Raw genomic sequence first — 22,031 nt, 5'->3', positions numbered from 1 at the left:
GTTTTAACGTTACTGAAACCCGCGACCACTGCACCGGGCGGTCGATCTGGCACGATCGGGGCGTGTTTCCCTCCACCTCGCCGGACGCCGGCCGCGACTCGTGGACCGACGGACCCCGTCCGGGTCCGGCCGCTCCGACCCGTGGCCACCCACCCGCGCCGCGCACCGGGCCGGCTGTCGCCGACGGCGAGCGCCGTGGAGGTGGACCGCGCCGGGCCCGCCGCGCCGGTGAGCCGGCCCGTCGTACCGAGGAAGAGACCGACGAGCCGGAGGAGGAGGTCGTCCCTCCGGTCGAGGTGCACCGCCCGCTGGCGCTGACCATCGCCGGCTTCGCCGCGCTGCTCGGCGTGGGCTTGGTGCTCGGCGCGCAGACGTCGGGCCCGGGTCACCGCCTGCCGTTCGCCGTCATCGTCTTCGGCGTCCAACTGCTGTTCGTGCTCGCCTGGACGATGGCCATGCGCCCACCGGCGCTGCTGCTGGTGGGCGGGATCAGCGCCGCCGTCGCCGCGGCCGCCGACGTCGCCGCCGTCCGGAGCGACATCGCCGGCCTGGCGCCGCTGGGCTACCTGGCCGTCGGTGGCTTCCTCGCCGCCGTGCTCGGCCAACTGGTCCGCCGCGTCGACCGGGTCCGGGTCACCGACTCCCTCGGCGCCACCCTGCTCATCGTGGTCGGCGTCGTGGCCTTCGGCACCCTGATCGTGCTCAGCCGCATCCCCGCCGGCACCCAGGCGATCACCGTCTGCCTGACCGCGAGCGGGGTCGCGCTCACCGTCGCCCGGCTCACCGACGCGGTGCTGCCGTGGCCCCGGCTGGCCCCGCAGGTGCCCCGGGGCGCGGCCGGCGTCGTCGGCGGCGCGATGGTGGGCACGCTGGTCAGCGCGCTGCTCGGCGGCTATCTGGTAGCACCCTTCACCCCGACCAGGGCCGCGGTGATCGGCCTGGTCGCGGCCGTCACCGCCGTCCTCACCGACCTCGCGGTGGGGTACGCGGAGGCAGGTCGCCTCATGGCCGGAGAGCCGCCCACCATGTGGGTCGCCCGGCACATGCAGGGGCCGCTCGGCGGGTTCGCCCTGGCTGCGCCCGCCGCGTACGCCATGTGCATGCTCTTCCTCTGAGCCCACGGTTGAGGTCGGTGCCGCTCGGGTACCTACGGGTGCGCCGCGCAGCGGCACCGGTTCGGACGACCCGCCGTGTCGCGGCGGGCGGAGACAGGAGGCGGCGTGGCCCAGGAGTATCCGGTCGACGACCAGCAGCAGGCCCGGCCCCGACGGCGCGGACGCAAGCTGCTCATCGGCCTGGTCGTCCTGCTCCTCGTGGTGGCGGGCCTGCTGGTGGTCGCCGACCGGGTGGCGGTCGGGGTGGCCGAGCGGCTCATCGCCGAACGGGTCAGCCAGGAGATCAGCAACCAGGGCGCGCAGTCCGCGGCGCCCGACGTCGAGGTCGGTGGAATGCCGTTCCTCACGCAGGTGCTCGACGGGCGGTACGAGCGGATCTCCATCTCGCTGCGGGACGTGCAGGCCTCGGTCGACGGTGACGCCGTACGGCTGCCGGTGCTGGACGTCGACGCCCGCAACGTGCGGGCGTCGCTGGACACGCTGCGGACCGGGCAGGGCGACGTCGTGGCCGACACGGTCGACGGCACCGGCACGATCAGCTACGAGAGCCTCGCCGCGCTGCTGAAGCGACCCGGCCTCACCCTCGGCGAGCAGGGCGGCAAGCTGGCCGTCAGCGCCCCGGTCGACATCCTCGGCACGAAGTTCACCGTCGCCGGCACCGCCGACGTCACCGTCGCCAAGAACGGCGCGGTCGCCCTGCGCTTCAACAACCTGGACGCCGCCGGGCTCCCGAACCTGCCGCTGGCCCGCACGATCCTCAGCAACTACGCCAAGAGCATCTCCATCGACGTGCCGCTGCCCGACCTGCCGTTCCAACTCACGGTCCGCAAGGTCCAGCCGCTGCCCGAAGGGCTGGCCGTCACCGCCGACGCGAAGAACGTACCGATCAACTCGGTCAGCTGAGTCGTGCGTCGACAGCCCGGTCCGCTGGGACGCCACGGCGGCCCGGCAGCCGGACGATTCCCGGATGGTGGTCGGCACGGTGGCAGCCCTCCGGATCGCTGGTAGGCTGCCTGACCATGGGGACCCACCTCACCAAACGGCGCGCGGTCGACCTGTGCCGCGTGGCCACCTGCCTGTGTCGCCCTGTCATCTGACGGCGGGGCTGTTTTCGGCCGCCTGACGGCGGCCACCGGCACGCAGGGTCCTCGACCCTTTCCGGTGATCCCACCGAACGCCCGGCAGCGGCGCCGTCGCACGAACCCGTGATCCCGTCCTTCCGCTGGGTCCCGCGCGCGGTGCGACAGTTCAACCCATCGATATTCGCGCGTTGGCTCACCATCCATCCTCACCAGGGAGTGAATCGATGAGTCGCGACACCGCACTCGTCTCGGCCGAGTGGGCCGAGAAGAACCTCGACGCCCCGGGCGTCGTCTTCGTCGAGGTCGACGAAGACACCTCGGCCTACGAGACCGGCCACATCGCCGGCGCTATCAAGGTCGACTGGAAGACCGACCTCCAGGACCCGGTCCGCCGGGACTTCGTCAACAAGGCCCAGTTCGAGGCGCTGCTGTCCGAGCGGGGCATCAGCAACGACGACACCGTGATCCTCTACGGCGGCAACAACAACTGGTTCGCGGCGTACGCCTACTGGTACTTCAAGCTCTACGGCCACCGCGACGTCAAGCTGCTCGACGGTGGTCGCAAGAAGTGGGAGTTGGACGCCCGCCCGCTCGTCACCGAGACGACGCCCCGCCCGGCGACCCAGTACGTCGCGCAGGAGCCGGACACCTCCATCCGGGCCTTCCGCGACGAGGTCGTCGCCGCGATCGGCACCAAGAACCTGGTCGACGTGCGCAGCCCCGACGAGTTCGCCGGCCGGCTGCTGGCCCCCGCCCACCTGCCGCAGGAGCAGGCGCAGCGGGCCGGTCACATCCCGACGGCGATCAGCGTCCCGTGGTCCAAGGCGGCCAACGAGGACGGCACCTTCCGGTCCGACGACGAGCTGCGCAAGATCTACGGCGACGCGGGGCTGGACGACAGCAAGGAGACCATCGCGTACTGCCGGATCGGCGAGCGCTCCTCGCACACCTGGTTCGTGCTGCAGGAGCTGCTCGGTCACCGCAACGTGAAGAACTACGACGGCTCCTGGACCGAGTACGGCTCGCTGGTCGGCGTGCCGGTCGCGCTCGGCGACGAGCCAGGGGAGGCCTGACGATGACCGCTCCCACCGCTGCGGGCTGCGCCGCACCTGACCAGGCCGCGCCCCTGCCGGCCAGCCTGGACCTTGAGAAGGAGACCGTCATCACCGGCGTCGTCCGGTCGGCGGCGGACGAGGTCGTGCCGGGCGCGTACGTCCGGCTGCTCGACTCGACCGGCGAGTTCACCGCCGAGGTGGTCACCTCGGCCGCCGGCCAGTTCCGGTTCTTCGCCGCACCCGGCGCCTGGACGCTGCGGGCGCTGTCCCGGCACGGCAACGGCGACACCGCCGTCACCGCCGGCCGGGGCATCAACGAGGTGTCCGTCACCGTCGCCTGACCCACCGCTCTGATCGACCGGGGCCGGTCACCCTCCTGGGTGGCCGGCCCCGGTCGTCGTGGAGCGGTCAGTAGGCGCGCATCCTGCCCGGGTTGTCGGCTGGTACCGAGTCGGGCGGAGCGATCTTGTAGTCCAGCTCATCGAGTGCCTGCACCGCGACGCCGGGGGCGTCGCGGACCGCGGCGAGCAGTTGTAGCCGGCGCCACTCCTCGCGGCCCTCGTCCACTGCGTCCCGCCATCCGGGCACGGTGTCGACGCAGAACTCCTCCACGACGGCCTGGAGAACGTCCTCGACGCAGGGCCGGAAGCGGTGTCCGCCGAGCGGGAAGTGAAACTTCGCCAGCCGGGGCACTTCGTGCCGTCTTTTGCGCGCCTTGGGGCGTCCTCGTGCCCCGTCCTGCATCACGAAGGCGAACTCGTCGCGGTGGCCGTGTACGTGCAGGTGGGCGCAGGGCACCCCGCTCTGGGCCTCTCGGACGTACTCGTAGCGGAACAGCGGTGCCTTGTCGCCCTTCACGGTGACATGGAGCCAGGACGAATCCGTGGCCAGATGCTTGCCACTCGAATCCAGGCAGCAGTTGAACTTGACCAGCAAATCGAGGCGGTGCCGGTTGTCGATGTACAGGGGGAAGGTGCCGAAGTTGTCCCCCTCGACGATGCCCACCATGACCCGGCCGCCGTTTCGGCCGGGCATCAGCAGTGCCGACAGGCTCTTCTCCGTCCTGACCACCCGGTGCACTCGGGCGGTGATGTCGTCGGCGAAGGCGCTGGCTCTGGCGATGAGATCGGGAGGGACGGCAAGGCCGTCAGTCGTCATCGCCGAGCAGGTAGTCGATAGAGCGAACCATCTCGTAGATGCCGCGTTCGTCGGCTCGAAGCTCGAAGTTGCGCCCCAGGTCGTACAGCGTTTCCTTGGTCATGTGGACGCGTTCCAGGAGACGCTCTCGCCACTCGCGTAGCTCCTGCGGGGTCTTGACGATGGCGGTGCCCATTGCTGGTCCTCTCGCCGCCGACGACGTCGCTGTTGGCGTCACCCTACTGCCTCCCTCCGACGACGCGGACCACCTCGTGGATGCTCGCGTCACTAGTCCACTACCCACCATTCATCGATGGCATTGGCTTTGTGGATGTGTCGGTGTCGGTTAGATGACAGTGTGCCGGGGGAGAGTCCGACAGGACGACCGGTGCGGGGTGACCGGCGGCCTGGTAGCCGCCGGTCACCCGTAGGCACGGTCAGATGCCGGTGGCTCTCGTGCAGGACGAGACCGGGGCGAGGACGACGTCGACGGTCTCGACGAGGCCCGCCCTGATGCGAATGCGCCGCGTCTGCGGTATCCACCCGTCCTTGGCGACGATCACCTCGTAGCGGCCCTTGGGCAGCCACCAGACGTACCGGCCCTGCGGATTCGCGGTCAGGGTCCAGCCGGTCGTCCTGCCCACCCGGTTGACCCGTACCGTCGCCGCGACCCCGACGGTCGCGCCGGTGCAGGTGACCCCGGTGACGCTGCCCTGGATCCGGCCCCAGCTCGCCGGCGGCGAGACGGTCATCCGCGCCGGCACCGCCGGAACCCGGTACGGCGTGTCGGACGCGATACCCAGCTCGCCGGAGTAGGTGCCCGGCTGGGCCACATCGGCGGCGGCCGTGGCACGCATCTTGACGGTGACCGTCCGGGAGGCCCCCGGCGCGAGGGTGAACGTGCCCGGCTTGGTGGTCAGCCAGGGTAGGTCCGCCTCCCCGGCGCACAGCTCCAGGCCGCTGAGCCGTTCGGCGTCCGGGGAGCCGACGAAGGGGGACGGCGAACCGCCGATCCGGTACGCGCCGCAGGCGGCAGCGCCCCGGTACCGACCGGACTGGACGTTGGGCAGGTCGCGCCAACTCCCCGCCACCGGGTCGTACGCGATGGTCCGGTTGGTGACCGTGGTGGACGCCGCCGTGACTCCACCGGCCAGGACCAGGAGGTCACCGGCCGCCGCGTACTGGGCGCCCCAGAGGTCCACCGGCAGGTCGGGCAGGGGATGCCACGCGTCGGCCGCCGGGTCGTACCGGTAGGCGTCGGTGTAGTCGGCGTCGCCGGTGCCACCGGCGCAGTAGACCGCGCTGCCGATCCCGCCGCAGGAGAGCCAGGACACCGGGTGCGGGTACGCCGCGCCGGTGCGGAACGTGCCGGTGGTCGGGTCGAGGACGACGAGCCGGTCCGATTCGGCGCAGTCGTTGTCCTGGCAGCCACCGACCAGGTAGATCTTCCCGCCGGTGACCGCCCCGCCGGCCGCCGCCACGGGGAACGGGTTGCCCGGCCCGGCCAGCGTGCTCCACGTGTCGGTGGCCGGGTCGAACACGTCCACGGAGGCGACGGTGTCGTCGTCGACGCCCCAGCCACCGAGGACGTACAGCTTGCCGCCGACGGCCGCCGCGACCGGCTTCGCCCGGCCGCTCGGCAGGTCGGGCAGCGCCGCCCAGGTGTCCGTGTCGGGGTCGTAGCGCCAGGCCTTGCGCTCCAGCCCGCTGCCGCCACCGCCGCCGACGGAGTACACCTTGCCGTCGAGGGTGGCCGCCGCGTTGTCGTAGACCGCCGCCGGAAGGGTGGCGATACCGGTCCAGGCGTCCTGCGTCCCGGTCCCGGTCCCGGACGCGCCGTACGCGGTGCCCGTACGGGTCTTGCTGATCCCCTTGATCCGCTGCTCCCGCAGGGGCGCTCCGGCTCTGGACGGCGCATCGAACCGCCCGTTGCGCTCCACCAGGTTGACGGCGGCCGGCGCGCTGCCGGTGTTGCGTACCGTCAGCTTCGCGGTCCGGGTGCTGCCGTACGGCTGGGACGACCGGACGGTCGTCGGTGTGACGGTGAGGCGACCGGCCGCCAGCGCGACGTCCAGGCGGCGGACACCGTCGGCCGGCACGCTCGCCGTCTCGGCGGCCACCTGGTACGGCGTCCGGCTGGCGGTGAACCGGTGTGCCCCGGTCAGCCCGGAGAACAGCCAGTAGAAGCCGTCCGGCATCGTCGGGTCGTCCGGCGTCGGCGCCGACCTGCCCCGGTCCTGCGGGCGGTCGGCGCTGACCACGGTGACCCCGTCGAGCGGCGTGTCGGTGTTGCGGTCGGTGGTCACCCCGAGCACCAGCCCGCCCGGGGCGGGTACGCAGTCGCGGTTGACCACCTGCACGTCGTCCACCTGCCACCACCAGGCGAAGCTGCCGTGGAAGCGGAACCGGACCCGTACCGTGGCGGCCCCGGCCGCCGGGTCGAGTGGCACCTCCTCGACGACCGGCCCGCGCCGGCTGGTGGTCTGGTGCCAGACCGTGGTCCAGGTGGCGCCGCCGTCGGTGGAGACGTCCACGTCGGCGGTGTCGCTCACGCCGACCGCCCGCCAGTCGCTGTGGAAACGCAGCACCGGCGCCGGCGTGCCGCGCAGGTCGACGCTCGGGGTCACCAGGTCGGTGTCCTGGGTCCGGCCGGAGCCGAGACGGTCGCTGTCGGCGATGGCGAAGGCGCCGCTGCCGCCGGTGAGGTTGCCCCGCTCGCCCGCGTCGGTGAAGGTCCAGCCGCCGTCGTCGGTGCGGTCCCGTACCGACCAGCCGTCCGGCGTCGCGGCGCTGTCGAAGCTCTCCCGCAGCAGGGGGGTGCCGAAACTGCCGGTGTAGCCGGCCGCCGTGCATCCGGTCTCGACCGGTACGGCGAGGTCGGCCGTCACGGGGTCGCCGCCGGTGACCACGTCCCGGGTGACCGTGCGGTAGCCGGGATAGCGGGCGGTGACGGTGAGCCGGTACGTGGCGTTGCCGGGCACGGTGAACGAGTACCGGCCGGTGGCCGGGTCGGTGAACACCGGTCCACCGGGACGGCCGGTGACCTCGATCCGGGCGTAGAGCGGCCAGCCGTGCCCGGAGGCGTCGGTGACCTGGCCGGCCACGGTGACCGTCGGGTTGGCCGTCAGGGCGAAGTCCCGGGTGACCGCCCCGCCCTCGGTGACGGTGACGGTGGCGCTCTGTCCGGCGTACCCGTAGGCGCTGACGGTGACCGTCGCCTCGCCGGCCGGCACGGTCAGCGCGTACCGGCCGTCCGCGCCGGTGGTGACGCTGCGGGCGCCGTCGCCGACGGTCGCGCCGGCGATCGGGTCGCCGCCGCCGGCCGTGGTGACCGTGCCGGTGATCCGTCCGACGGCGCCGCGCGGCGCGGCCCGCGTCGCCGCGTACGCGTCCAGCCGACCTTCGCCGAACACGTTGTTGTCGGCGGCGGTGCCTCCGCAGGCGGTGGCGTCGACGTCGCGGGCGGTGCGGTCCAGCAGCTCCTCGGTTCCGGCGACGTCGCCCCGGAGGGTCGGCGCGGCCGACCAGAGCAGCGCCACCGTGCCGGAGACGTGCGGCGCGGCCATCGAGGTGCCGTCGTACGCGGCGTAGGAGTCGCCGGGAACACTGGAGCGCACGTTGCTGCCGGGCGCGGCCACGTTCGGCTTGTACGACCGTCCTTCGGTGCCGGCGCCCCGCCCGGAGAAGTCGGAGATGGTGTTCTGCACGTCGTACGAGCCGACGGCGTACGCGTTGGCGTTGTCTCCGGGTGAGCCGGCGCTGCCGCAGGCCGGGCCGTCGTTGCCGGCGGAGAAGACCCCGAAGATGCCGGCAGCGCGCCAGGCCGCGATGGTCTGCTCGAACCACGGGTCGCCGCCGGCGCCGCCCCACGAGTTGTTGACCACGTCGGGGCGCAGGTCGGGGCGGGGGTTCTGCCCGTTCAGGTCGGTCGGGGCCAGCACCCACTGGCCGGCGGCGAGCAGCGAGGCGTCGGTGCAGGAGTCGGTCTCGCAGCCCTTCGCGGCGATCCACTTCGCGCCGGGAGCGACGCCGATCTGGTTGCCCGCGCCGTCGTCGCCGACCATCGTGCCGGTGGTGTGTGTGCCGTGGCCGACGTTGTCGCAGGGCGCGGCGCTGGGGCACCCGCCGGCCGGGTCGTACCAGTTGTGGTCGTGGTTGAAGACGCCACCGCCGAGGTTGCCGCGGTACGCCCCGACCAGCGCCGGGTGGTCGTACTGGACGCCGCTGTCGATCGTGGCGACGACCACGCCGTCGCCCCGGTCGCCGAGTTCGCTCCACACCTGCGGGGCGTTGATGTTGGTGAGCCCCCACTCCGGGCCGTTCGCGTCCGCGTGGCTGCCGGTGGCCGGGGTGGGCCGCAGCAGGGGATAACTGCGGCTCGGCTCGATCCTCGCCACGTCCGGCCGCTTGGCGATCTCGTCGAGCAGCGCGCGATTCCCGGTGACACGGACCGCGTTGGCGATCCAGTACGGGGTGTATGCCGCCTTGCGGTTCCTGAGCAGCGTGCGTAGGCCCTTCTGGGTGCGCGTGGCGGTCGTGGTGAGCAGCCGGTGCACCTCGCGGGCCCGGTCGTCCGGGTCACGCAGCTTGGCGGTCCGCGCCACCGGTGCGGTGCTGCGCAGGTAGACGAGGAAGCTGCCGGTGCCCGTCGCGCCGAGCTGGCGGAGCAGCCGCTGGTCGACGCGGGCGGGCGTGGGCGCGGGTCGGGCGGCGACGGCGGGTTGGGCGGTGAGGGCCAGCAGGGCCGCGACGCATGCCACGGCCGTTCGCCAGCGGACGGATCTCGCATTCGGTGGTGGTTGGAGCACTGTTCCTCCCCACATCGGGTCCCGTTGGGTCCGGGACCTGCTCGGACGGTGCTCAATGCCTAACGATCGGCCGGTGACCTGGCGTTATGCCGGCCGAAAGGCGGGCTGTCGGGTCGTCGACCACTGCCTTTCGAGAGCGGAGGACGGCTCGTGACACCATGGCCGGGTGAGCGGTGCTGTCCAGACGGGTTGGCCCTCGTCGAGCGACCCCGCCCCGCCGGCGCCCGCCCGGCGCGGGCGGCGCTGGCTGCTGGTCGCGACCGTCCTCTGGGCCCTCCTGCTGGCCGGGCTCACCTGGATGTCGGTCCGCGACGACCCACCGACGGTGCGCGAGCAGCGCACCCTCGCCGAGGCCGCTCCGGTGGTCGACAGGGCGGTCGGCGAGCTGGCCCGGGCCGCCGGCACGACCGGGCTGCTGGAGCTGGGACCGGCGCGGGTCAGCGCGGGCTGCCGCGTCACCCCACTCGCCGACGGCGCGCGGCTGCGTCGCGAGATCGCCGTGTTGGCGCCCGCCGACACCGGGCGGGCCGTACTGACCGGCATCGCCGACCGGCTGCCCGCGAGCTGGCGGGCCGGCGTCGGCCCCGGCCTGGACGGTCCGGAACTACGCGCCGACGCCGGAGAGTTCGTCGCCGTCGCGGGGCGGCCGACCGGGGACGGCCGGCTGCGGTTGACCGTCGACACGGGGTGCCGGCCGCCGGGCGCCGGCTACGACCCGCCGCCGGCCACCGCCGTCGGCCCGGAGGCGGCGGCGCTCACGGCCGCCCTGACCGCGCTGGGACGGCCGACCGGCAGCGCGCCGGACCTGGTCACCGCGCCCTGCCCGGACGGCACCCTGGCCCGTACCGCACGGTCCGCCGCCGGTCCCGGCCCGGCCGAGACCAGCGCCCTCGCCGCGCTGGCCGGCGGCACCCCACTGCTGGACAACCCGCCGGTGTACGCGTACCGCGCGGGTGACGTGACCGTGCTGGCCGAACTCGGTCCGGCCGCCGCACGCGTGGCCGCCACCGTCGGCTGCCCCGACTGAGGAGGCGGGTCAGCCGCCCGTGCCTCGATCGTCCGGATCGCGGCTGCGCCCCAACGCGTCGATGTGGCCCCAGCGACCCGGGATGTCCAGCAGCTCCACCCGGCCCATGCCCGGCGGCACGGCCGGGTCGATGATCAGATGTTCACCCTGCGGTTCCAGGCCGAGCATCACGCGTAGCAACAGCAGCGGCGTGCCGCTCGACCAGGCCTGCGGGCTGCACGCGGTGGGGTACTCCACGGGGTAACCGGTGCGGCTGCGGGTGTAGCCCGCGAACGCCTCCGGCAGCCGCCCGCCGAAGTACTCCGACGCGGCCAGCATGGCGTCGCAGATTCGCCCGGCCTCCTCCCGGTAGCCGTACCGGGTCAACCCCCAGGCGATGATCGAGTTGTCGAACGGCCAGACGGTGCCCACGTGGTAACCGATGGGGTTGTACCGGCCCTCGCCCTCGGCCAGGGTCCGCACCCCCCAGCCGGAGAAGAGCCGCGGCCCGAGGAGGTGTTCGGCCACCTTGCCGGCCCGTGGCTCGTCCACGATCCCGCTCCACAGCAGGTGCCCGATGTTCGACGTCAGCGCGTCGACCTGCTGACCGTCGGCGTCCAGGGCGAGCGCGTAGTACCCGCGGTCGGCGATCCAGAAGTCGCGGTTGAACCGCTGCTTGAGCTCCGCCGCCTCCCGTTCCAGCCGGTCGGCGTACGCCGGGTCGTCCCAGACCTCGCGGGCGAGCCGGGCGGCGCGGACCTTCGCGTCGTACGCGTAGCCCTGCAACTCGCAGGTGGCCCGGGGGAAGCCGGGCAGCCGGCCGTCGGCGTACGAGATGCCGTCCCAGGAGTCCTTCCAGCACTGGTTCTGCAGGCCGGTCTCCGGGTTGCGGGTGCGGTACGACAGGTAACCGGTGCCGAGCAGGTCGCCGTAGGTGTCGATCCAGTCCAACGCGGCGCGGACCTGCGGCTCCAACTGCCGGACCAGCGCGGTGTCGCCGGTCCAGCGCTCGTACTCGTCGACCAGGATGACGAACAGCGGGGTGGAGTCGGCCGAGCCGTAGTACGGCGAGTGGGGCTGCTCCTCGAAGCCGGCGGTCTCGCCGTACCGCAGCTCGTGCAGGATCTTGCCCGGCTCCTCGTCCCGGAAGTCGTCCACCCGGTGCCCCTGAAGGCCGCCCAGCATCTGCGCGGTCGGCGGGATCAGCTCCGGCAGGAACGGCAGCACCTGCAACGAGGTGATGATGCTGTCCCGACCGAAGAGGGTCATGAACCACGGCAGCCCGGCGGCGATCAGCCGTACGCCCAGGGCGATCGACTCGTAGCGCAGCGCGGCCAGGTCGTTGAGACTGCGCCGGTACGCCCCGGCCAGCGGCTCGCAGTCGCAGCCGAGCTTCGGCGCCCGGTCGATCAGCTCCCGGTGCTCGGCGCGGATGGCGTCCCCGCCGCGGCCGCCCGCGTACGGCAGGGTCGTGCGGATGTCCTCGCCCCGCGCGCCGAAGACGGTGGTGGAGATGCGCAGCCGGGTCGTCCATTCGCCGTTGCTGTCGACCCGGACGCGGAAGGTCATCCCGGCGGGGTCGACCTGTGCCGGTGCCGTGGAGCGGATCCGGGTCTCCCGGTGGAAGGCCTCCCGCCGGTACGTCAGGCGCAGCTCGTTGTCGGTCACCGCGACCGTCGTCCGGCCCACCTTCTGTTGGGCGTGTTTGATCTCGAACAGGTCGGCGAAGTCGCTGCCCATCTCGACCCGGACGATGAAATCGGCCTCCTCGCCGGAGTGGTTGAGGACGGTCAGCTCCTCGTCGAAGCCACCCCCGATCTCGCGGCTGCGGATCACCGACGCCTTGGCGTCCAGGTAGTGGGTGGGTTCGCCGGGCGCGAGGAAGAACGTGGTCCGGTACGACTCACTGGTGTCCACGGAGAGAGCGTGCAACCGCTGCCCGTCGAGGGTGAGCACCCAGCTCGACAGGAAGCGGGTGTCGAACGAGAACAGTCCCGTCGGGAAGTCGAAGGACGGCTCGATGTCCCCACGGTGGTCGGTGACCAGGAAGGTGTTGCCGTCCAGGATGCTGACGAGATCCTTCACGAACGCCGCCCGACTGCCTCGCGGGCGACCTCGCGCGGGTCCCTCGTGCCCGGCGGGTCCGGAAAGAAGCGGCGGAAGGCCAGGAAGAGCACCACGTCGCCGCTGAAGGTGCTCTCGTTGCGCAGCACGGCGGCGAGCGCCTGGGCTTCACCGGCGATCAATCTGTCGAACAGGGCCGAGCTGCTGTACCAGATGGCGTCGGCCGGGCCTCGCTCGCGGGTGGCCCGCACCTCGCCCGGCCGCATCCGGACCAGCCAGTGCTCGGTCTGGTGGTTGATGCCGAGGTCGATCTGGAGGGTTCCGGCGGCCAGGCCGCGCAGGACCGTCGGTGCCCGCGCCGGCAGGGATTCGAAGAACCGCTGGGTCGCCTCGGTCACATCCGAATCGTAGGCAGCGCTTCGGGTTGCCGGGTCGGTATTCGCACTCCGCCATCCGGCTGAGTCAGGGGTCAGTACACGAGTGCCTGCGCGCCCTCGGCCAACGCCTCCTCGACGAAGACCGCGGCGCCCGCGATCCGCACACCGGGCAGTACGTCCTCCGGGCCGATCTCCCGCCGGGCCGCGCACTGGGTGCAGGCGGTCACCCGAGCGCTGGTCAGGATGACGTGCAGCAGCTCGGCCAGCGGCGCGGAGTGCGGCAGCTCGAATTCCTGGGCGCGGCCGGGCAGCGCGAACCAGGTCGACTCCCCGGTCAGCCAGAGCGAGACGTCCACGCCGGCCGCGACCGCCGTGGCGGCGACCGTGAACGCCTGCGCGCACCGCTCCGGGGCGTCCGCACCGGCGGTGACCTTGACGACGAGAGAGCGGGCCATGGGGCCCAGCATAGGATGGTCGGGATGGTTACCGAGATCGGGTTCGTCAGCCTGCTGGTCGCCGGCCTGGGCGCGCTCGCCGGTGGCCTGGTCTATCTGGCGGTAAGGATTTCAAGGGGACGTTGGTGAGCGCACAGTGAGCGACGAGAATCCGCTGCAACCGCCGTGGCTCAACGCGCCGCCGGTCGAGGAGTACCCGTACGAGGAGAGCCACGACCTGCGCGTCGGGCCGAAGCTGCACCCGGCGCTGGACGGCCTGCTGCCGTACATCGGTCTGTGGCGGGGCCGGGGCAAGGGCGGCTTCCCCACCATCGAGGACTTCGACTACGCGCAGGAGATCCGGATCAGCCACGACGGCCGGCCGTTCCTGCACTACGAGTCGCGGGCCTGGATCCTCGACGAGCAGAGCCGGCCCGTCCGCCCGGCCGGGCGTGAGGTCGGCTGGTGGCGGCCGGTGCTGGTGGACGGCCGGGCCACCGACGAGTTGGAGGCCCTGCTGACGACTCCGACCGGTGTCATGGAGCTGCATCTCGGCAAGCGCACCGGCACCCAGGTCGAGTTCGCCACCGACGCGGTGGTGCGGACGGCGACCGCCAAGGAGGTCACCGGGGGTCACCGGCTCTTCGGCATCGTCGAGGGCGCGCTGCTGTACGCACAGGAGATGGCCGCGATGGGTCACCCGCTCAGCCCGCACCTGTCGGCGCGGCTCGTCCGGGTCGGCGGCTGACGGCTCAGTCGACGGGGAAACCCAGCAGTTCGTGCAGGGCGGGGGTACGCGGGCAGGGGTCCCGGCGTACCCCGTCCAGCATCCGCACCTCGGCGAGTCCGCGTACCGAGGAGCTGAACCAGAGCCCGTCGGCGGCGTGCAGCTCCGCCGGCGTCACCATCCGTTCGGCACCGTCCAGGCCCAGCTCGTGCGCGTGGGCGAGCAGCCAGGCGACGGTCGTGCCGGGCAGGATGCCGGTGGTGGCGGCGGGCACCGTGCAGATCGTGTCACCGGTGAGCCACACCACGTTGGCGATCGGCCCCTCCAGGGCGTACCCGTCGGACGAGACCCAGAGCACGTCGTCCACCCCGGCCCGTCGGGCCCAGCGGCGGGCGGCGCTGTTGACCGCGTACGAGGTGGATTTGATGCCCGCCGGTAGCCAGTCCAGCCCGGTACGCGCGTCGGCGGGCACCCCCAGCGGCAGGACGGCCACGGTTATCCCGTTCCGTCGCGCCGCCAGCGACGACGCCGGCACGGCGGTCAGCGTGGCGTAGACGGTCGGCGGACCGCCGGCCTCCGAGCCCCGGGTGCAGACCAGCCGTAACGCGCCCTCCACCTCCGCCGGCCAGCCCACGAGCACGGAGTCGAGCAGATCGGTCAGCGCGTCGGTCGGCGGCAGGTCCAGCTCGACGGCTGCCGCCGCGGTGATCAGCCGGGCCAGGTGCTCGTCGCGGAGCCACGGTCGCCCGTGGCGCAGGTGCATCGACTCGAAGAGGCCGTCGCCGCGCAGGACGCCCAGGTCGTCGCCGCGGAGCACGGGTTCGTCCGCCGGGATCGGGCCCCGACCCAGCACGGCGATCCGCGCGCTCGGCGTGGCCGGGACATTGCCGACGGACGACGTCACCATGACCGTCGAGCGTAGCGGGGGACAACCGCGCGTAGGGAGTCGGCGCGTTCGTCGAACTATGATCGGACGGTGTCCGAATCCTCCCTCGCGGAAATGCTCCGGGCCCGTGGGCTGCGGCTGACGGCGCAACGGCAGCTCGTCCTGCAGGCGGTGCTCGATCTGGGCCACGCCACCCCGGAGCGGGTGCACGCCGCCGTGCGGGAGGTCGCCGCCGGGGTCAACATCACCACCATCTACCGCACGCTGGAGCTGCTGGAACGGCTCGGCCTGGTGACGCACACCCACCTGTCGCACGGTTCGCCCACGTACCACGCGGCGGGTGAGCACCAACACGTCCACCTGGTCTGCCGGGAGTGCGGCGCGATCGACGAGATCGATCCGGAGCTGCTCCGCCCGCTCGCCGACCAGTTGGTCGCGCAGCGGGGCTTCCGGGTGGACATCGGGCACGTGTCACTCTTCGGCGTCTGCGGCCGGTGCGAGAACGGGGACCACAAATGATCGACATCGCGGGCGCGGTGGCCGTCGAGAGCATCGACGAGGCCAGCCGCGATCAGCCGGACCCGGCGCACGTCGCCGCCGGGGTGCGGGGCGTGGCCGCGCACTACGGCGATCCGCTGCGCGAGCAGCGCGTACTTGACACCGAGGTCGGCCTGGTCGACAGGTCGCACCGGGGGATCGTCGCGGTGCCCGGCGAGGAGCGTGCCGGTTGGCTGCACACGATCACCTCGCAGCACCTGTCGACGCTCTCCGCCGGTGAGGGCACCGAACTGCTGGTGCTCTCCCCGCACGGGCACGTCGAGCAGCACGCCCTGGTCGCCGAGGACGGCGAGACCACCTGGCTGGACACCGAGCCGGGAGCGACCGACGGCCTGCTGGCGTACCTGGAGAAGATGCGGTTCTTCAGCAAGGTCGACCCCCGCGACGCCACCGCCGAACGGGCGCTGCTGTCGCTGGTCGGTCCGGCGGCGGCGGAGGCCGTCGGGACGCTCGGCGTGACCGGGCTGGCCGCACCGGACCTGATCCCGGTGCCGGGTCCGAAGTTCGCCGCCGGGGCCGTGCCGCCCCGGGCGGGCATCCGGTACGACGTCCGACCATTGTCGATCGGCGGTTGGGCGCGACGCGGCCTCCTCGGGGTGGACCTGCTGGTGCCCCGCTCGGCGATGGAGCAGGTCGTCGCGGAGCTACGCGGCGCGGGCGTGCCGGTCGCCGGCCTCTGGGCGTACGAGGCGATCCGGGTGGCCGCCCGGCAGCCCCGGGTGGGGGTGGACACCGACCACCGGACGATCCCGGCCGAGGTGGACCTGATCGGCCCGGCCGTGCACCTGGACAAGGGCTGCTACCGGGGTCAGGAGACGGTCGCCCGCGTGCACAACCTGGGCCGGCCACCCCGCCGCCTGGTGCTGCTGCACCTCGACGGGGTGACCACCGACCAGCCGCCGACCGCCGGTACGCCGGTGACCCTCGACGGACGGGCGGTGGGTTTCGTCGGCACCGCCGTGCTGCACCACGAACTGGGTCAGGTCGCGCTCGCCGTCCTGAAGCGGAACGTCCCGGACGACGCCGCTCTGATGATCGGTGAGACCGCGGCGGCGATCGACCCGTCCTGACCGGCACGTCTAGGATCGCCGGCATGACGACAGGGACGTTGATCACGGTGGCCCCGACGGGCGCGGAGTCGGCCAAGGCGGAGGTGCCGGCACTGCCGGTGACGCTGGACGAGCTGCTGCGCACCGCCAAGGAGTGCGAGGCGCTCGGCGCCGCCGTGATCCACGTCCACATCCGCGACGACGAGGCCCGGCCGACCCTAGACCCGGCCCGCCTGGCCGAGACGGTGGCGGCGCTGCGCGAGAACACCGACCTGATCGTGCAGCTCTCGTCCGGCGGCGCGGTGACCGACCCGGAGGCGTCCCGGCTCGCCGTGCTCGACGCCCGTCCCGACATGGCCTCCTGCACCATGGGCACGGTCAACTTCGGCGACGACGTCTTCCTCAACCGTTGGGAGTTCATCGTCGACCTGCACACCCGGATGCAGGAGCGCGGGATCGTGCCGGAGTACGAGATCTTCGACCTCGGTCACCTGTCCGCGTTGCAGCGGCTGCTCGGCAGGTACGGGCTGCCGGCGGGCGGGCACGTACACGTCGACTTCGTCATGGGGGTGCCGGGCGGCATGCCGGGCACCACCGAGACGCTCGTCGCCGCCCACCGGATGCTGCGGGACCTGCCCGAGGGCACCACGTTCTCGGCCACCGGCATCGGCCGCAGCACCATTGCGGTGCTGCTGGCCTCGCTCTCGACGGGCGGGCACCTGCGGGTCGGCATGGAGGACACGGTGACGTACGCCAAGGGTCGTCCGGTCGAGTCCAACATGCAGCTGGTCGCCCGCGCGGTCGGCTTCGCCCAGCTCGCCCAGCGGCCGCCGCTGAGCACCACCGAGGCTCGCGCGCTGCTCGGGCTGTAAGGCCACGGGCTTCCCCCGCCCCTGTCACCCGCGCGGTTGACGACCTGGTCACCCCGCCGACGGGCGGCCCGATCCCCTGGGTACCGTCCAGCACGTGGGAAAGACGTACGAGGGCGGCGTGCCGCTCGCCGAGGTGGTCCGGTCCGGGTTCGTGGAGGGTGGGCACCGCGGTTCGGTGGTGGTGCTGGACGCGACCGGGGCGACGCTGGCCGCCGCCGGGGACGTGACCGCGCCGATCTTTCCGCGCTCGGCCAGCAAGCCGATGCAGACGATCGGGATGCTCCGCGCCGGCCTTGCGCTCAGCGACCCGGCCGACCTGGCGCTGGTCTCGGCCAGCCACGCGGGGGAGGACTTCCACCTGGCCCGGGTCGGCGCGCTGCTCGACCGGGCCGGGTTGGACGCCTCGGCGCTGCACTGCCCGCCCGACCTGCCGGCGGGCGGGGCGGCCCGGGAGGCGGTGCTACGCGCCGGGGGTGGGCCGAGCCGGGTCCAGATGAACTGCTCCGGCAAGCACAGCGGGATGCTGCTGACCTGCGGGGCCGCCGGCTGGCCCCGGGACGGCTACTGGCGGCCGGAGCACCCGTTGCAGCAGCGGTTGCGGGCGACCGTCGAGGAGTTCACCGGCGAGCCGACCGCGGCGGTGGGCGTGGACGGCTGCGGCGCACCGGTACTCGCGGTGTCGCTGACCGGCCTGGCCGGGGCGTACCTCCGGCTCGTCGACGCCGAGCCCGGCTCGGCGCCGCGCCGGGTGGCCGACGCGATGCGGGCCCACCCGGAGATCGTGGGCGGTACCCAGGCCGACGACACCCGGCTGATGCGCGGTGTTCCGGGCCTCCTGGCCAAGATCGGCGCCGAGGGTGTGTTCGCGGTCGGACTGCCGGGCGTCGGCGCGGTGGCCCTCAAGATCGACGACGGCGCCGACCGGGCGCGCATGCCGGTCCTGGTCTCGGCGCTGCGGCGGCTCGGCGTGGACGCTCCCGTGCTGACCGAGTACGCCGAGGTGCCGCTCTTCGGCGGCGGCGTCCCGGTAGGCGCAATCCGCCCCCTCTGGTAACCCCCACCTCCCGGTCTCGCCCCCACCCCACCCCGTTGATCATGAAGTTATTGCCACTCGAGCCGCCCTGGGGTCAAAGGGTGAGTGCAATCGTTAGGTGGCGGTGTGGCTGGGGTGGAACGGTCGCCGGTGGTCGTGATGCCTCAGAGTCATCAAGATGACTCTGAGGCATCACGCTTGTCCGGGTGCCGGGTGCCGGGTGCCGGGTGCCGGGTGCCGGGTGCTGGAGGTCGGGTGCGGGGTGGCGGGTGCTGGAGTCGGGTGGGTGCTCAGGTTAGGAAGTTCAGGAGGGCGGCGTTGACGGCCTCGGGGCGCTCCAGGGGGAGCAGGTGCGCGGCGTCCGGGACGTCCGGCAGTCGTGTCGCGTTCGGGACCTCGGCGGCGATCCGGTCGGCGAGTTGGCGGATGTCCGGTACGTCTGCCGCGCCGGCGGTGACCAGGACGGGGATCTTCAGCTCGCCGAGACGGCCGATCGCCGGTGGCGTCAGCTCTCCCACCTCGACCGCGCCGAGCGCCAACTCGGCGGCCAGGGCGCGCTGGTCCATCTCCTGCGCGAACGCCAGCAGTTCGGGGTCGACGTCGGCGGGCTGACGCGCCGGACCGACCACCCAGAAGCGCACCTCGCCGGCCGCGCCCGCCACGAAGTCGTCCGGGTCGACCTCGCCGACCAGGTCGTCCCAGAGCTCGTTGGCCTCGTCGGACCACTCGTTGCCGGAGACCGCCGTGTCGAGCAGGGCGAGCGCGCTCACCCGGTCCGGATGGGCCAGGGCGGTGTCGACGGCGACCGACCCGCCGAAGGAGCAGCCGACCAGGGCGGCCTGTGGCAGGTCCAGAGCGTCCAGCAGGCCGGCCACGTCGTCGTGGTGTGCGAACGGCGTCGGCGGCAGTTCGGAGTCGCCGTACCCGCGCAGGTCCGGGACGATCACCCGGTGTCGGGCGGCGAGCGCGGGTACGACGCCCCGCCACATGCGCCGGTCCGCGATGCCGGCGTGCAGCAGGACGACGGGCGAACCGCTGCCGGCCTCGTCGTACGCGAGAACTGCTCCATTGACTGTGATCTTGTGCACCAACGGACCGTACGGACCGGTTGGGGTGGGGCGCAAACGGGACGCTGAGACCTTGCTAACTTTGGCTAGCATTTTGCTTGCAGGAGTTAGCGGATCCGGTTAGCGTCGGCACCATGGCGACCCCAAAGGACCTCCCCGACGTCGGCGGGTTCATCCGCGATCTGCGCCGTAACGCCAAGATCTCGCTGCGCCAGCTCGCCGAGCAGGCGGGGGTCAGCAACCCGTACCTGAGCCAGATCGAGCGCGGCCTACGCCGGCCGAGCGCCGAGGTGCTCCAGCAGCTGGCCAGCGCGCTGCGGGTGTCGACCCCGGCCATGTACCTGCGGGCCGGGCTGCTCGACGACAAGGAGGGCCACGGCGTGCTCGCCGCCATCGCGGTGGACCCCGACCTGACGATGGCCCAGAAGCAGTCGCTCAGCCAGATCTACGAGACCTTCCGCCGGGAGAACGCCCGGCTGTCCGAGGCCCAGGCCGCAGCCGGGGCGACCACCCCGACCGATGTCGCCGACGGGCCCGCCGACGTGGCCAACCTGGCCGCGACCGGCCCCACCACCGAGGGCGGCACCCCGACCGAGGCCGTGCTCGAGTCGGTCGCCGTGACCGAGGCGGGCCCCGCACCCGCCCCGAGCAGCACCCCCGGGACGAACGCCCCGAGCAGCACCCCCGAGAAGAAGAAGGCCGCCGAGACGGCCGAGGAGGAGACGTCATGACCGAGCCGAAGACCAATCGCATCCCCGCTCCCATCTACGCCGCCGCCGGGGCGGCCGAGCTGGCCATCGAGCAGCTCCGCAAGCTGCCCATGGCCGTCGGTCTGCACGGCACCCGGGTCGTCGCCGACCTGGGCGGCCGGGCGGTGCTGACGGGCTTCGAGCTGCGTCAGAAGGCCACCGAGACGCTCCGTACTGCCAACGAGACCGCCGGCACCCTGCGCGACCGCGCACAGGCCGAGCTGGACCTGGCCAAGCTGCGCGAGTCGGCCGACCTGGCCAAGCTGCGCGAGGTCGCCGACATCGAGAAGCTGCGCGCCGCCGCCACCCGCAACGCGGCCGTGGTGGTCACCGCGGCCCAGGCGGCCCAGGAGCGGGCGTTCGCCGCGTACGGCGCGCTGGTGGCTCGCGGCGAGCGGGTCGTCGGCGTCGGCGTGCTGGAGGCCGCCGAGACGGTCAACGCGGACATCGAGGCCACCGAGGCGACGACGGTCACGGCCGAGACCGCCACCACGGCCACGGCCACGGCTCAGACCGCCACCACGGCCACGGCTCAGACCGCTACGACGGCGCAGGCGACGCCCGCCCCGGCGGAGGCGCCGAGCCCGACCGAGGTCGCCGAGATCGCAGAGGCCAAGCCGGCCGCCGTCAAGAAGGCGACCCGGGCGAAGGCCGCGAAGCCGGCCGAGACCCCGTCGGCCAAGCTGCCTCGGGCCACCAAGCGGACCCGCCCGGCGGCCGAGTAGTTCACACCTGTCGGCGATCCCGACGGCGTCCTTGTCGGACGTAGTCGGGGTCGTCGACATAAACTTGCCGGCATGGCCACCGCCGCGCCGATCTTCGCGTTCGAAGTCCGTTACGTGATCGAGCTGATCCTGCTCGTCTTCGCGTTGATCATTCAGGGTGTCGCGCTGGTGCATGCCATCACGCAGCGGTCCGACGCCTTCGCCGCCATCGGGACGCTGCCCAAGGGCGGCTGGATCGCGATCCTCGCGGTCTGCCTCGTCCTGATCCTGCTCAGCCGCGGTCCGATCAGCCTCTTCGGACTGATCGGCATCGCCGCCGCGCTCATCTACCTGCTCGACGTGCGGGTCGGTCTCCGCGACCTCAGCGACGGCAACGGCAAAGGGTTCTGGTGAGAGGTTTCCGCTGGCCTCCTCCACCGGACAGCGGCCCCCGCACCTTCGGTCCGGGCCCGGGTGGGCCGCGCACCGGCCGTCCCGCGATCCCCGATCCGGAGACCGAGCTCGTCGACACGCCGCACGGCGTGCAGTTGGAACGCCTGGTCACCGGCGTCGGTGACCCGGTCACCGTCTTCGCGCACGGGCTGGGCAACGGGATCGCCACCACGCGACCGTTCGGCAGCGGGGTGGCCGGTCGTCGGCTGTTCTTCCAGTTCCGGGGGCACGGCCGCTCGGACGCGCCGCCCGGCTCGTGGACCTACCTCGACCTCGCCCGTGACCTGCGGGCCATCGCGGATCTCGGCGGCGCCAGCCGGGCGTTCGGGGCGAGCCTCGGCGCGGGGGCGCTCTGCCGCCTGCTCGCGGAGAGTCCGGAGCGCTTCGAGAAGCTGGTGTTCTTCCTGCCGGCGGCGCTCGACCAGCCGCGCGGTCCGGCCGCCTGGGACCGCGTCGGCGCCCTGGTGGATGCCGTGGCCAGCGGTGACGCGGGGGCCGTCGCGGACGTCGTCTCGCTGGAGCTGCCGGCGGCGGTGCGCAACACGCCGGCCGGCTGGGCGTACCTGCGGCAGCGGCTGGACCAGTTGCTCCGCGACGGCCTGGACGAGGGCCTGGCCACCCTGGCGGGGCAGGTGCCGCTCGACGACGCCGGCGTGCTGTCGGCGGTCACCGCGCCGGCCCTGGTGATCGGGTGCGCGGGCGACGACCTGCACCCGGTCGAGGTCGCCGAGCAGCTCGCCGCCGCGCTGCCCCGGGCCACTCTGCACGTGTACGACCGCCCCGGGTTCCTCTGGTCGGAACGCGCCGACCTGCGGGAGCGCATCTCCGGCTTCCTCAACGAGTAACGTGCCCTGT

At 72.9% G+C, this 22,031-nt stretch carries 24 protein-coding genes; 16 read left to right on the top strand and 8 right to left on the bottom strand.

The genetic code is table 11. The features are described from left to right. Window positions 1-62 precede the first annotated feature (62 nt). The 5 genes from AB0B55_RS18555 (at window position 63) to AB0B55_RS18535 (ending at window position 3,593) form a co-directional block, all read left to right on the top strand. Window positions 63-1,115 (top strand): hypothetical protein, encoded by a 1,053-nt coding sequence (locus AB0B55_RS18555; protein WP_357129006.1) that lies wholly within the window; start codon window positions 63-65, stop codon window positions 1,113-1,115. Between the two features lie 105 nt (window positions 1,116-1,220). Beyond that, window positions 1,221-2,018 carry a DUF2993 domain-containing protein gene (locus AB0B55_RS18550; protein WP_357129009.1) on the top strand — a complete coding sequence of 266 codons (798 nt, stop codon included), beginning with the start codon at window positions 1,221-1,223 and terminating at the stop codon, window positions 2,016-2,018. Between the two features lie 116 nt (window positions 2,019-2,134). Further along, window positions 2,135-2,212 (top strand): Ms5788A family Cys-rich leader peptide, encoded by a 78-nt coding sequence (locus AB0B55_RS18545; protein ID WP_310503780.1) that lies wholly within the window; start codon window positions 2,135-2,137, stop codon window positions 2,210-2,212. Between the two features lie 209 nt (window positions 2,213-2,421). Continuing rightward, a complete protein-coding gene (locus tag AB0B55_RS18540) occupies window positions 2,422-3,270 on the top strand; it encodes a sulfurtransferase (RefSeq protein WP_357129012.1) in 849 nt (282 codons plus the stop codon). Window positions 3,271-3,272: 2 nt separating this feature from the next. Continuing rightward, complete coding sequence (locus AB0B55_RS18535; RefSeq protein WP_357129015.1) at window positions 3,273-3,593, top strand: DUF1416 domain-containing protein; 321 nt, start codon at window positions 3,273-3,275, stop codon at window positions 3,591-3,593. 67 nt (window positions 3,594-3,660) lie between these two features. Here AB0B55_RS18535 and AB0B55_RS18530 read toward each other — a convergent pair whose 3' ends face one another. The 3 genes from AB0B55_RS18530 to AB0B55_RS18520 all read right to left on the bottom strand — a co-directional run bounded on the left by AB0B55_RS18530 (window position 3,661) and on the right by AB0B55_RS18520 (window position 9,212). Beyond that, a complete protein-coding gene (locus AB0B55_RS18530; protein WP_357172410.1) occupies window positions 3,661-4,410 on the bottom strand; it encodes a hypothetical protein in 750 nt (249 codons plus the stop codon). Further along, on the bottom strand, window positions 4,400-4,585 hold the full coding sequence (locus AB0B55_RS18525; protein WP_357129021.1) for a hypothetical protein: 186 nt from the start codon (window positions 4,583-4,585) through the stop codon (window positions 4,400-4,402). The genes AB0B55_RS18530 and AB0B55_RS18525 overlap by 11 nt, the downstream gene beginning before the upstream one ends. Window positions 4,586-4,826: 241 nt before the next feature. Continuing rightward, a complete protein-coding gene (locus AB0B55_RS18520) occupies window positions 4,827-9,212 on the bottom strand; it encodes a S8 family serine peptidase (protein ID WP_357172407.1) in 4,386 nt (1,461 codons plus the stop codon). Window positions 9,213-9,363: 151 nt separating this feature from the next. On the opposite strand from AB0B55_RS18520, the gene AB0B55_RS18515 reads away from it, so the two are divergent. Continuing rightward, window positions 9,364-10,224, top strand: coding sequence for a hypothetical protein (locus AB0B55_RS18515; RefSeq protein ID WP_357172404.1), 861 nt, complete (start codon window positions 9,364-9,366; stop codon window positions 10,222-10,224). 9 nt (window positions 10,225-10,233) lie between these two features. Here AB0B55_RS18515 and AB0B55_RS18510 read toward each other — a convergent pair whose 3' ends face one another. From AB0B55_RS18510 to AB0B55_RS18500, 3 genes are all read right to left on the bottom strand, one after another. Continuing rightward, window positions 10,234-12,288, bottom strand: coding sequence for a glycogen debranching N-terminal domain-containing protein (locus AB0B55_RS18510; protein ID WP_357172401.1), 2,055 nt, complete (start codon window positions 12,286-12,288; stop codon window positions 10,234-10,236). Next, window positions 12,285-12,665, bottom strand: a complete 381-nt coding sequence (locus tag AB0B55_RS18505) for an SCP2 sterol-binding domain-containing protein (RefSeq protein ID WP_357129032.1) — start codon at window positions 12,663-12,665, stop codon at window positions 12,285-12,287. Before AB0B55_RS18505 ends, AB0B55_RS18510 begins: the two co-directional genes overlap by 4 nt. Before the next feature lie 71 nt (window positions 12,666-12,736). After that, window positions 12,737-13,111 carry a DsrE family protein gene (locus tag AB0B55_RS18500; RefSeq protein WP_357129035.1) on the bottom strand — a complete coding sequence of 125 codons (375 nt, stop codon included), beginning with the start codon at window positions 13,109-13,111 and terminating at the stop codon, window positions 12,737-12,739. Between the two features lie 12 nt (window positions 13,112-13,123). On the opposite strand from AB0B55_RS18500, the gene mtfM reads away from it, so the two are divergent. Both mtfM and AB0B55_RS18490 read left to right on the top strand, forming a co-directional pair. Next, window positions 13,124-13,228, top strand: coding sequence for a small membrane protein MtfM (mtfM, locus tag AB0B55_RS18495; protein ID WP_267897534.1), 105 nt, complete (start codon window positions 13,124-13,126; stop codon window positions 13,226-13,228). A 7-nt stretch (window positions 13,229-13,235) separates the two neighbouring features. Beyond that, entirely contained in the window at window positions 13,236-13,826 is a 591-nt protein-coding gene (locus AB0B55_RS18490) for an FABP family protein (protein WP_355050865.1), read from the top strand. A gap of 4 nt (window positions 13,827-13,830) precedes the next feature. On the opposite strand, the gene AB0B55_RS18485 is transcribed toward AB0B55_RS18490, so the two are convergent. Beyond that, window positions 13,831-14,712: an aminotransferase class IV gene (locus AB0B55_RS18485; RefSeq protein ID WP_357172398.1), complete on the bottom strand. Its 882-nt coding sequence runs from the start codon at window positions 14,710-14,712 to the stop codon at window positions 13,831-13,833. Between the two features lie 69 nt (window positions 14,713-14,781). Here AB0B55_RS18485 and AB0B55_RS18480 point away from each other — a divergent pair, with 69 nt between their 5' ends. The 4 genes from AB0B55_RS18480 (at window position 14,782) to AB0B55_RS18465 (ending at window position 18,224) form a co-directional block, all read left to right on the top strand. Next, window positions 14,782-15,210, top strand: a complete 429-nt coding sequence (locus tag AB0B55_RS18480) for a Fur family transcriptional regulator (RefSeq protein ID WP_357129042.1) — start codon at window positions 14,782-14,784, stop codon at window positions 15,208-15,210. Further along, window positions 15,207-16,319, top strand: coding sequence for a folate-binding protein (locus AB0B55_RS18475; protein WP_357129046.1), 1,113 nt, complete (start codon window positions 15,207-15,209; stop codon window positions 16,317-16,319). Before AB0B55_RS18480 ends, AB0B55_RS18475 begins: the two co-directional genes overlap by 4 nt. Before the next feature lie 23 nt (window positions 16,320-16,342). Further along, the gene (locus tag AB0B55_RS18470; protein ID WP_357172396.1) at window positions 16,343-17,170 is read left to right on the top strand and encodes a 3-keto-5-aminohexanoate cleavage protein; all 828 of its coding nucleotides are present in this window, start codon (window positions 16,343-16,345) and stop codon (window positions 17,168-17,170) included. Between the two features lie 94 nt (window positions 17,171-17,264). Further along, on the top strand, window positions 17,265-18,224 hold the full coding sequence (locus tag AB0B55_RS18465) for an asparaginase (RefSeq protein WP_357172393.1): 960 nt from the start codon (window positions 17,265-17,267) through the stop codon (window positions 18,222-18,224). Between the two features lie 269 nt (window positions 18,225-18,493). Here AB0B55_RS18465 and AB0B55_RS18460 read toward each other — a convergent pair whose 3' ends face one another. Then, on the bottom strand, window positions 18,494-19,291 hold the full coding sequence (locus AB0B55_RS18460) for an alpha/beta hydrolase (RefSeq protein WP_357129055.1): 798 nt from the start codon (window positions 19,289-19,291) through the stop codon (window positions 18,494-18,496). Window positions 19,292-19,404: 113 nt separating this feature from the next. Between AB0B55_RS18460 and AB0B55_RS18455 the strand changes: the two genes are divergently transcribed. The 4 genes from AB0B55_RS18455 (at window position 19,405) to AB0B55_RS18440 (ending at window position 22,021) form a co-directional block, all read left to right on the top strand. Continuing rightward, entirely contained in the window at window positions 19,405-20,001 is a 597-nt protein-coding gene (locus AB0B55_RS18455; protein ID WP_357129058.1) for a helix-turn-helix domain-containing protein, read from the top strand. Continuing rightward, window positions 19,998-20,744 (top strand): hypothetical protein, encoded by a 747-nt coding sequence (locus AB0B55_RS18450; RefSeq protein WP_357172390.1) that lies wholly within the window; start codon window positions 19,998-20,000, stop codon window positions 20,742-20,744. The genes AB0B55_RS18455 and AB0B55_RS18450 overlap by 4 nt, the downstream gene beginning before the upstream one ends. A 72-nt stretch (window positions 20,745-20,816) precedes the next feature. Continuing rightward, window positions 20,817-21,137: a DUF2516 family protein gene (locus tag AB0B55_RS18445; RefSeq protein WP_355050857.1), complete on the top strand. Its 321-nt coding sequence runs from the start codon at window positions 20,817-20,819 to the stop codon at window positions 21,135-21,137. Then, entirely contained in the window at window positions 21,134-22,021 is an 888-nt protein-coding gene (locus AB0B55_RS18440; protein ID WP_357129064.1) for an alpha/beta hydrolase, read from the top strand. The genes AB0B55_RS18445 and AB0B55_RS18440 overlap by 4 nt, the downstream gene beginning before the upstream one ends. Window positions 22,022-22,031 lie beyond the last annotated feature (10 nt).

Source organism: Micromonospora sp. NPDC049107 (assembly GCF_040648595.1).
Lineage (GTDB): Bacteria > Actinomycetota > Actinomycetes > Mycobacteriales > Micromonosporaceae > Micromonospora.
Note: the sequence above shows the minus strand (reverse complement) of the source record. Positions and strands in the feature narration are given on the sequence as shown.

What these genes read in the sequence shown, in the direction of transcription:
- AB0B55_RS18535 (WP_357129015.1), top strand. Translation starts at nt 3,273, where the DNA reads ATGACCGCTCCCACCGCTGCGGGCTGCGCCGCACCTGACCAGGCCGCG.
- AB0B55_RS18520 (WP_357172407.1), bottom strand. Translation starts at nt 9,212, where the DNA reads ATGTGGGGAGGAACAGTGCTCCAACCACCACCGAATGCGAGATCCGTC.
- AB0B55_RS18485 (WP_357172398.1), bottom strand. Translation starts at nt 14,712, where the DNA reads ATGGTGACGTCGTCCGTCGGCAATGTCCCGGCCACGCCGAGCGCGCGG.
- AB0B55_RS18545 (WP_310503780.1), top strand. Translation starts at nt 2,135, where the DNA reads ATGGGGACCCACCTCACCAAACGGCGCGCGGTCGACCTGTGCCGCGTG.
- AB0B55_RS18540 (WP_357129012.1), top strand. Translation starts at nt 2,422, where the DNA reads ATGAGTCGCGACACCGCACTCGTCTCGGCCGAGTGGGCCGAGAAGAAC.
- AB0B55_RS18450 (WP_357172390.1), top strand. Translation starts at nt 19,998, where the DNA reads ATGACCGAGCCGAAGACCAATCGCATCCCCGCTCCCATCTACGCCGCC.
- AB0B55_RS18455 (WP_357129058.1), top strand. Translation starts at nt 19,405, where the DNA reads ATGGCGACCCCAAAGGACCTCCCCGACGTCGGCGGGTTCATCCGCGAT.
- AB0B55_RS18445 (WP_355050857.1), top strand. Translation starts at nt 20,817, where the DNA reads ATGGCCACCGCCGCGCCGATCTTCGCGTTCGAAGTCCGTTACGTGATC.
- AB0B55_RS18470 (WP_357172396.1), top strand. Translation starts at nt 16,343, where the DNA reads ATGACGACAGGGACGTTGATCACGGTGGCCCCGACGGGCGCGGAGTCG.
- AB0B55_RS18530 (WP_357172410.1), bottom strand. Translation starts at nt 4,410, where the DNA reads ATGACGACTGACGGCCTTGCCGTCCCTCCCGATCTCATCGCCAGAGCC.
- AB0B55_RS18475 (WP_357129046.1), top strand. Translation starts at nt 15,207, where the DNA reads ATGATCGACATCGCGGGCGCGGTGGCCGTCGAGAGCATCGACGAGGCC.
- mtfM (WP_267897534.1), top strand. Translation starts at nt 13,124, where the DNA reads ATGGTTACCGAGATCGGGTTCGTCAGCCTGCTGGTCGCCGGCCTGGGC.
- AB0B55_RS18525 (WP_357129021.1), bottom strand. Translation starts at nt 4,585, where the DNA reads ATGGGCACCGCCATCGTCAAGACCCCGCAGGAGCTACGCGAGTGGCGA.
- AB0B55_RS18500 (WP_357129035.1), bottom strand. Translation starts at nt 13,111, where the DNA reads ATGCTGGGCCCCATGGCCCGCTCTCTCGTCGTCAAGGTCACCGCCGGT.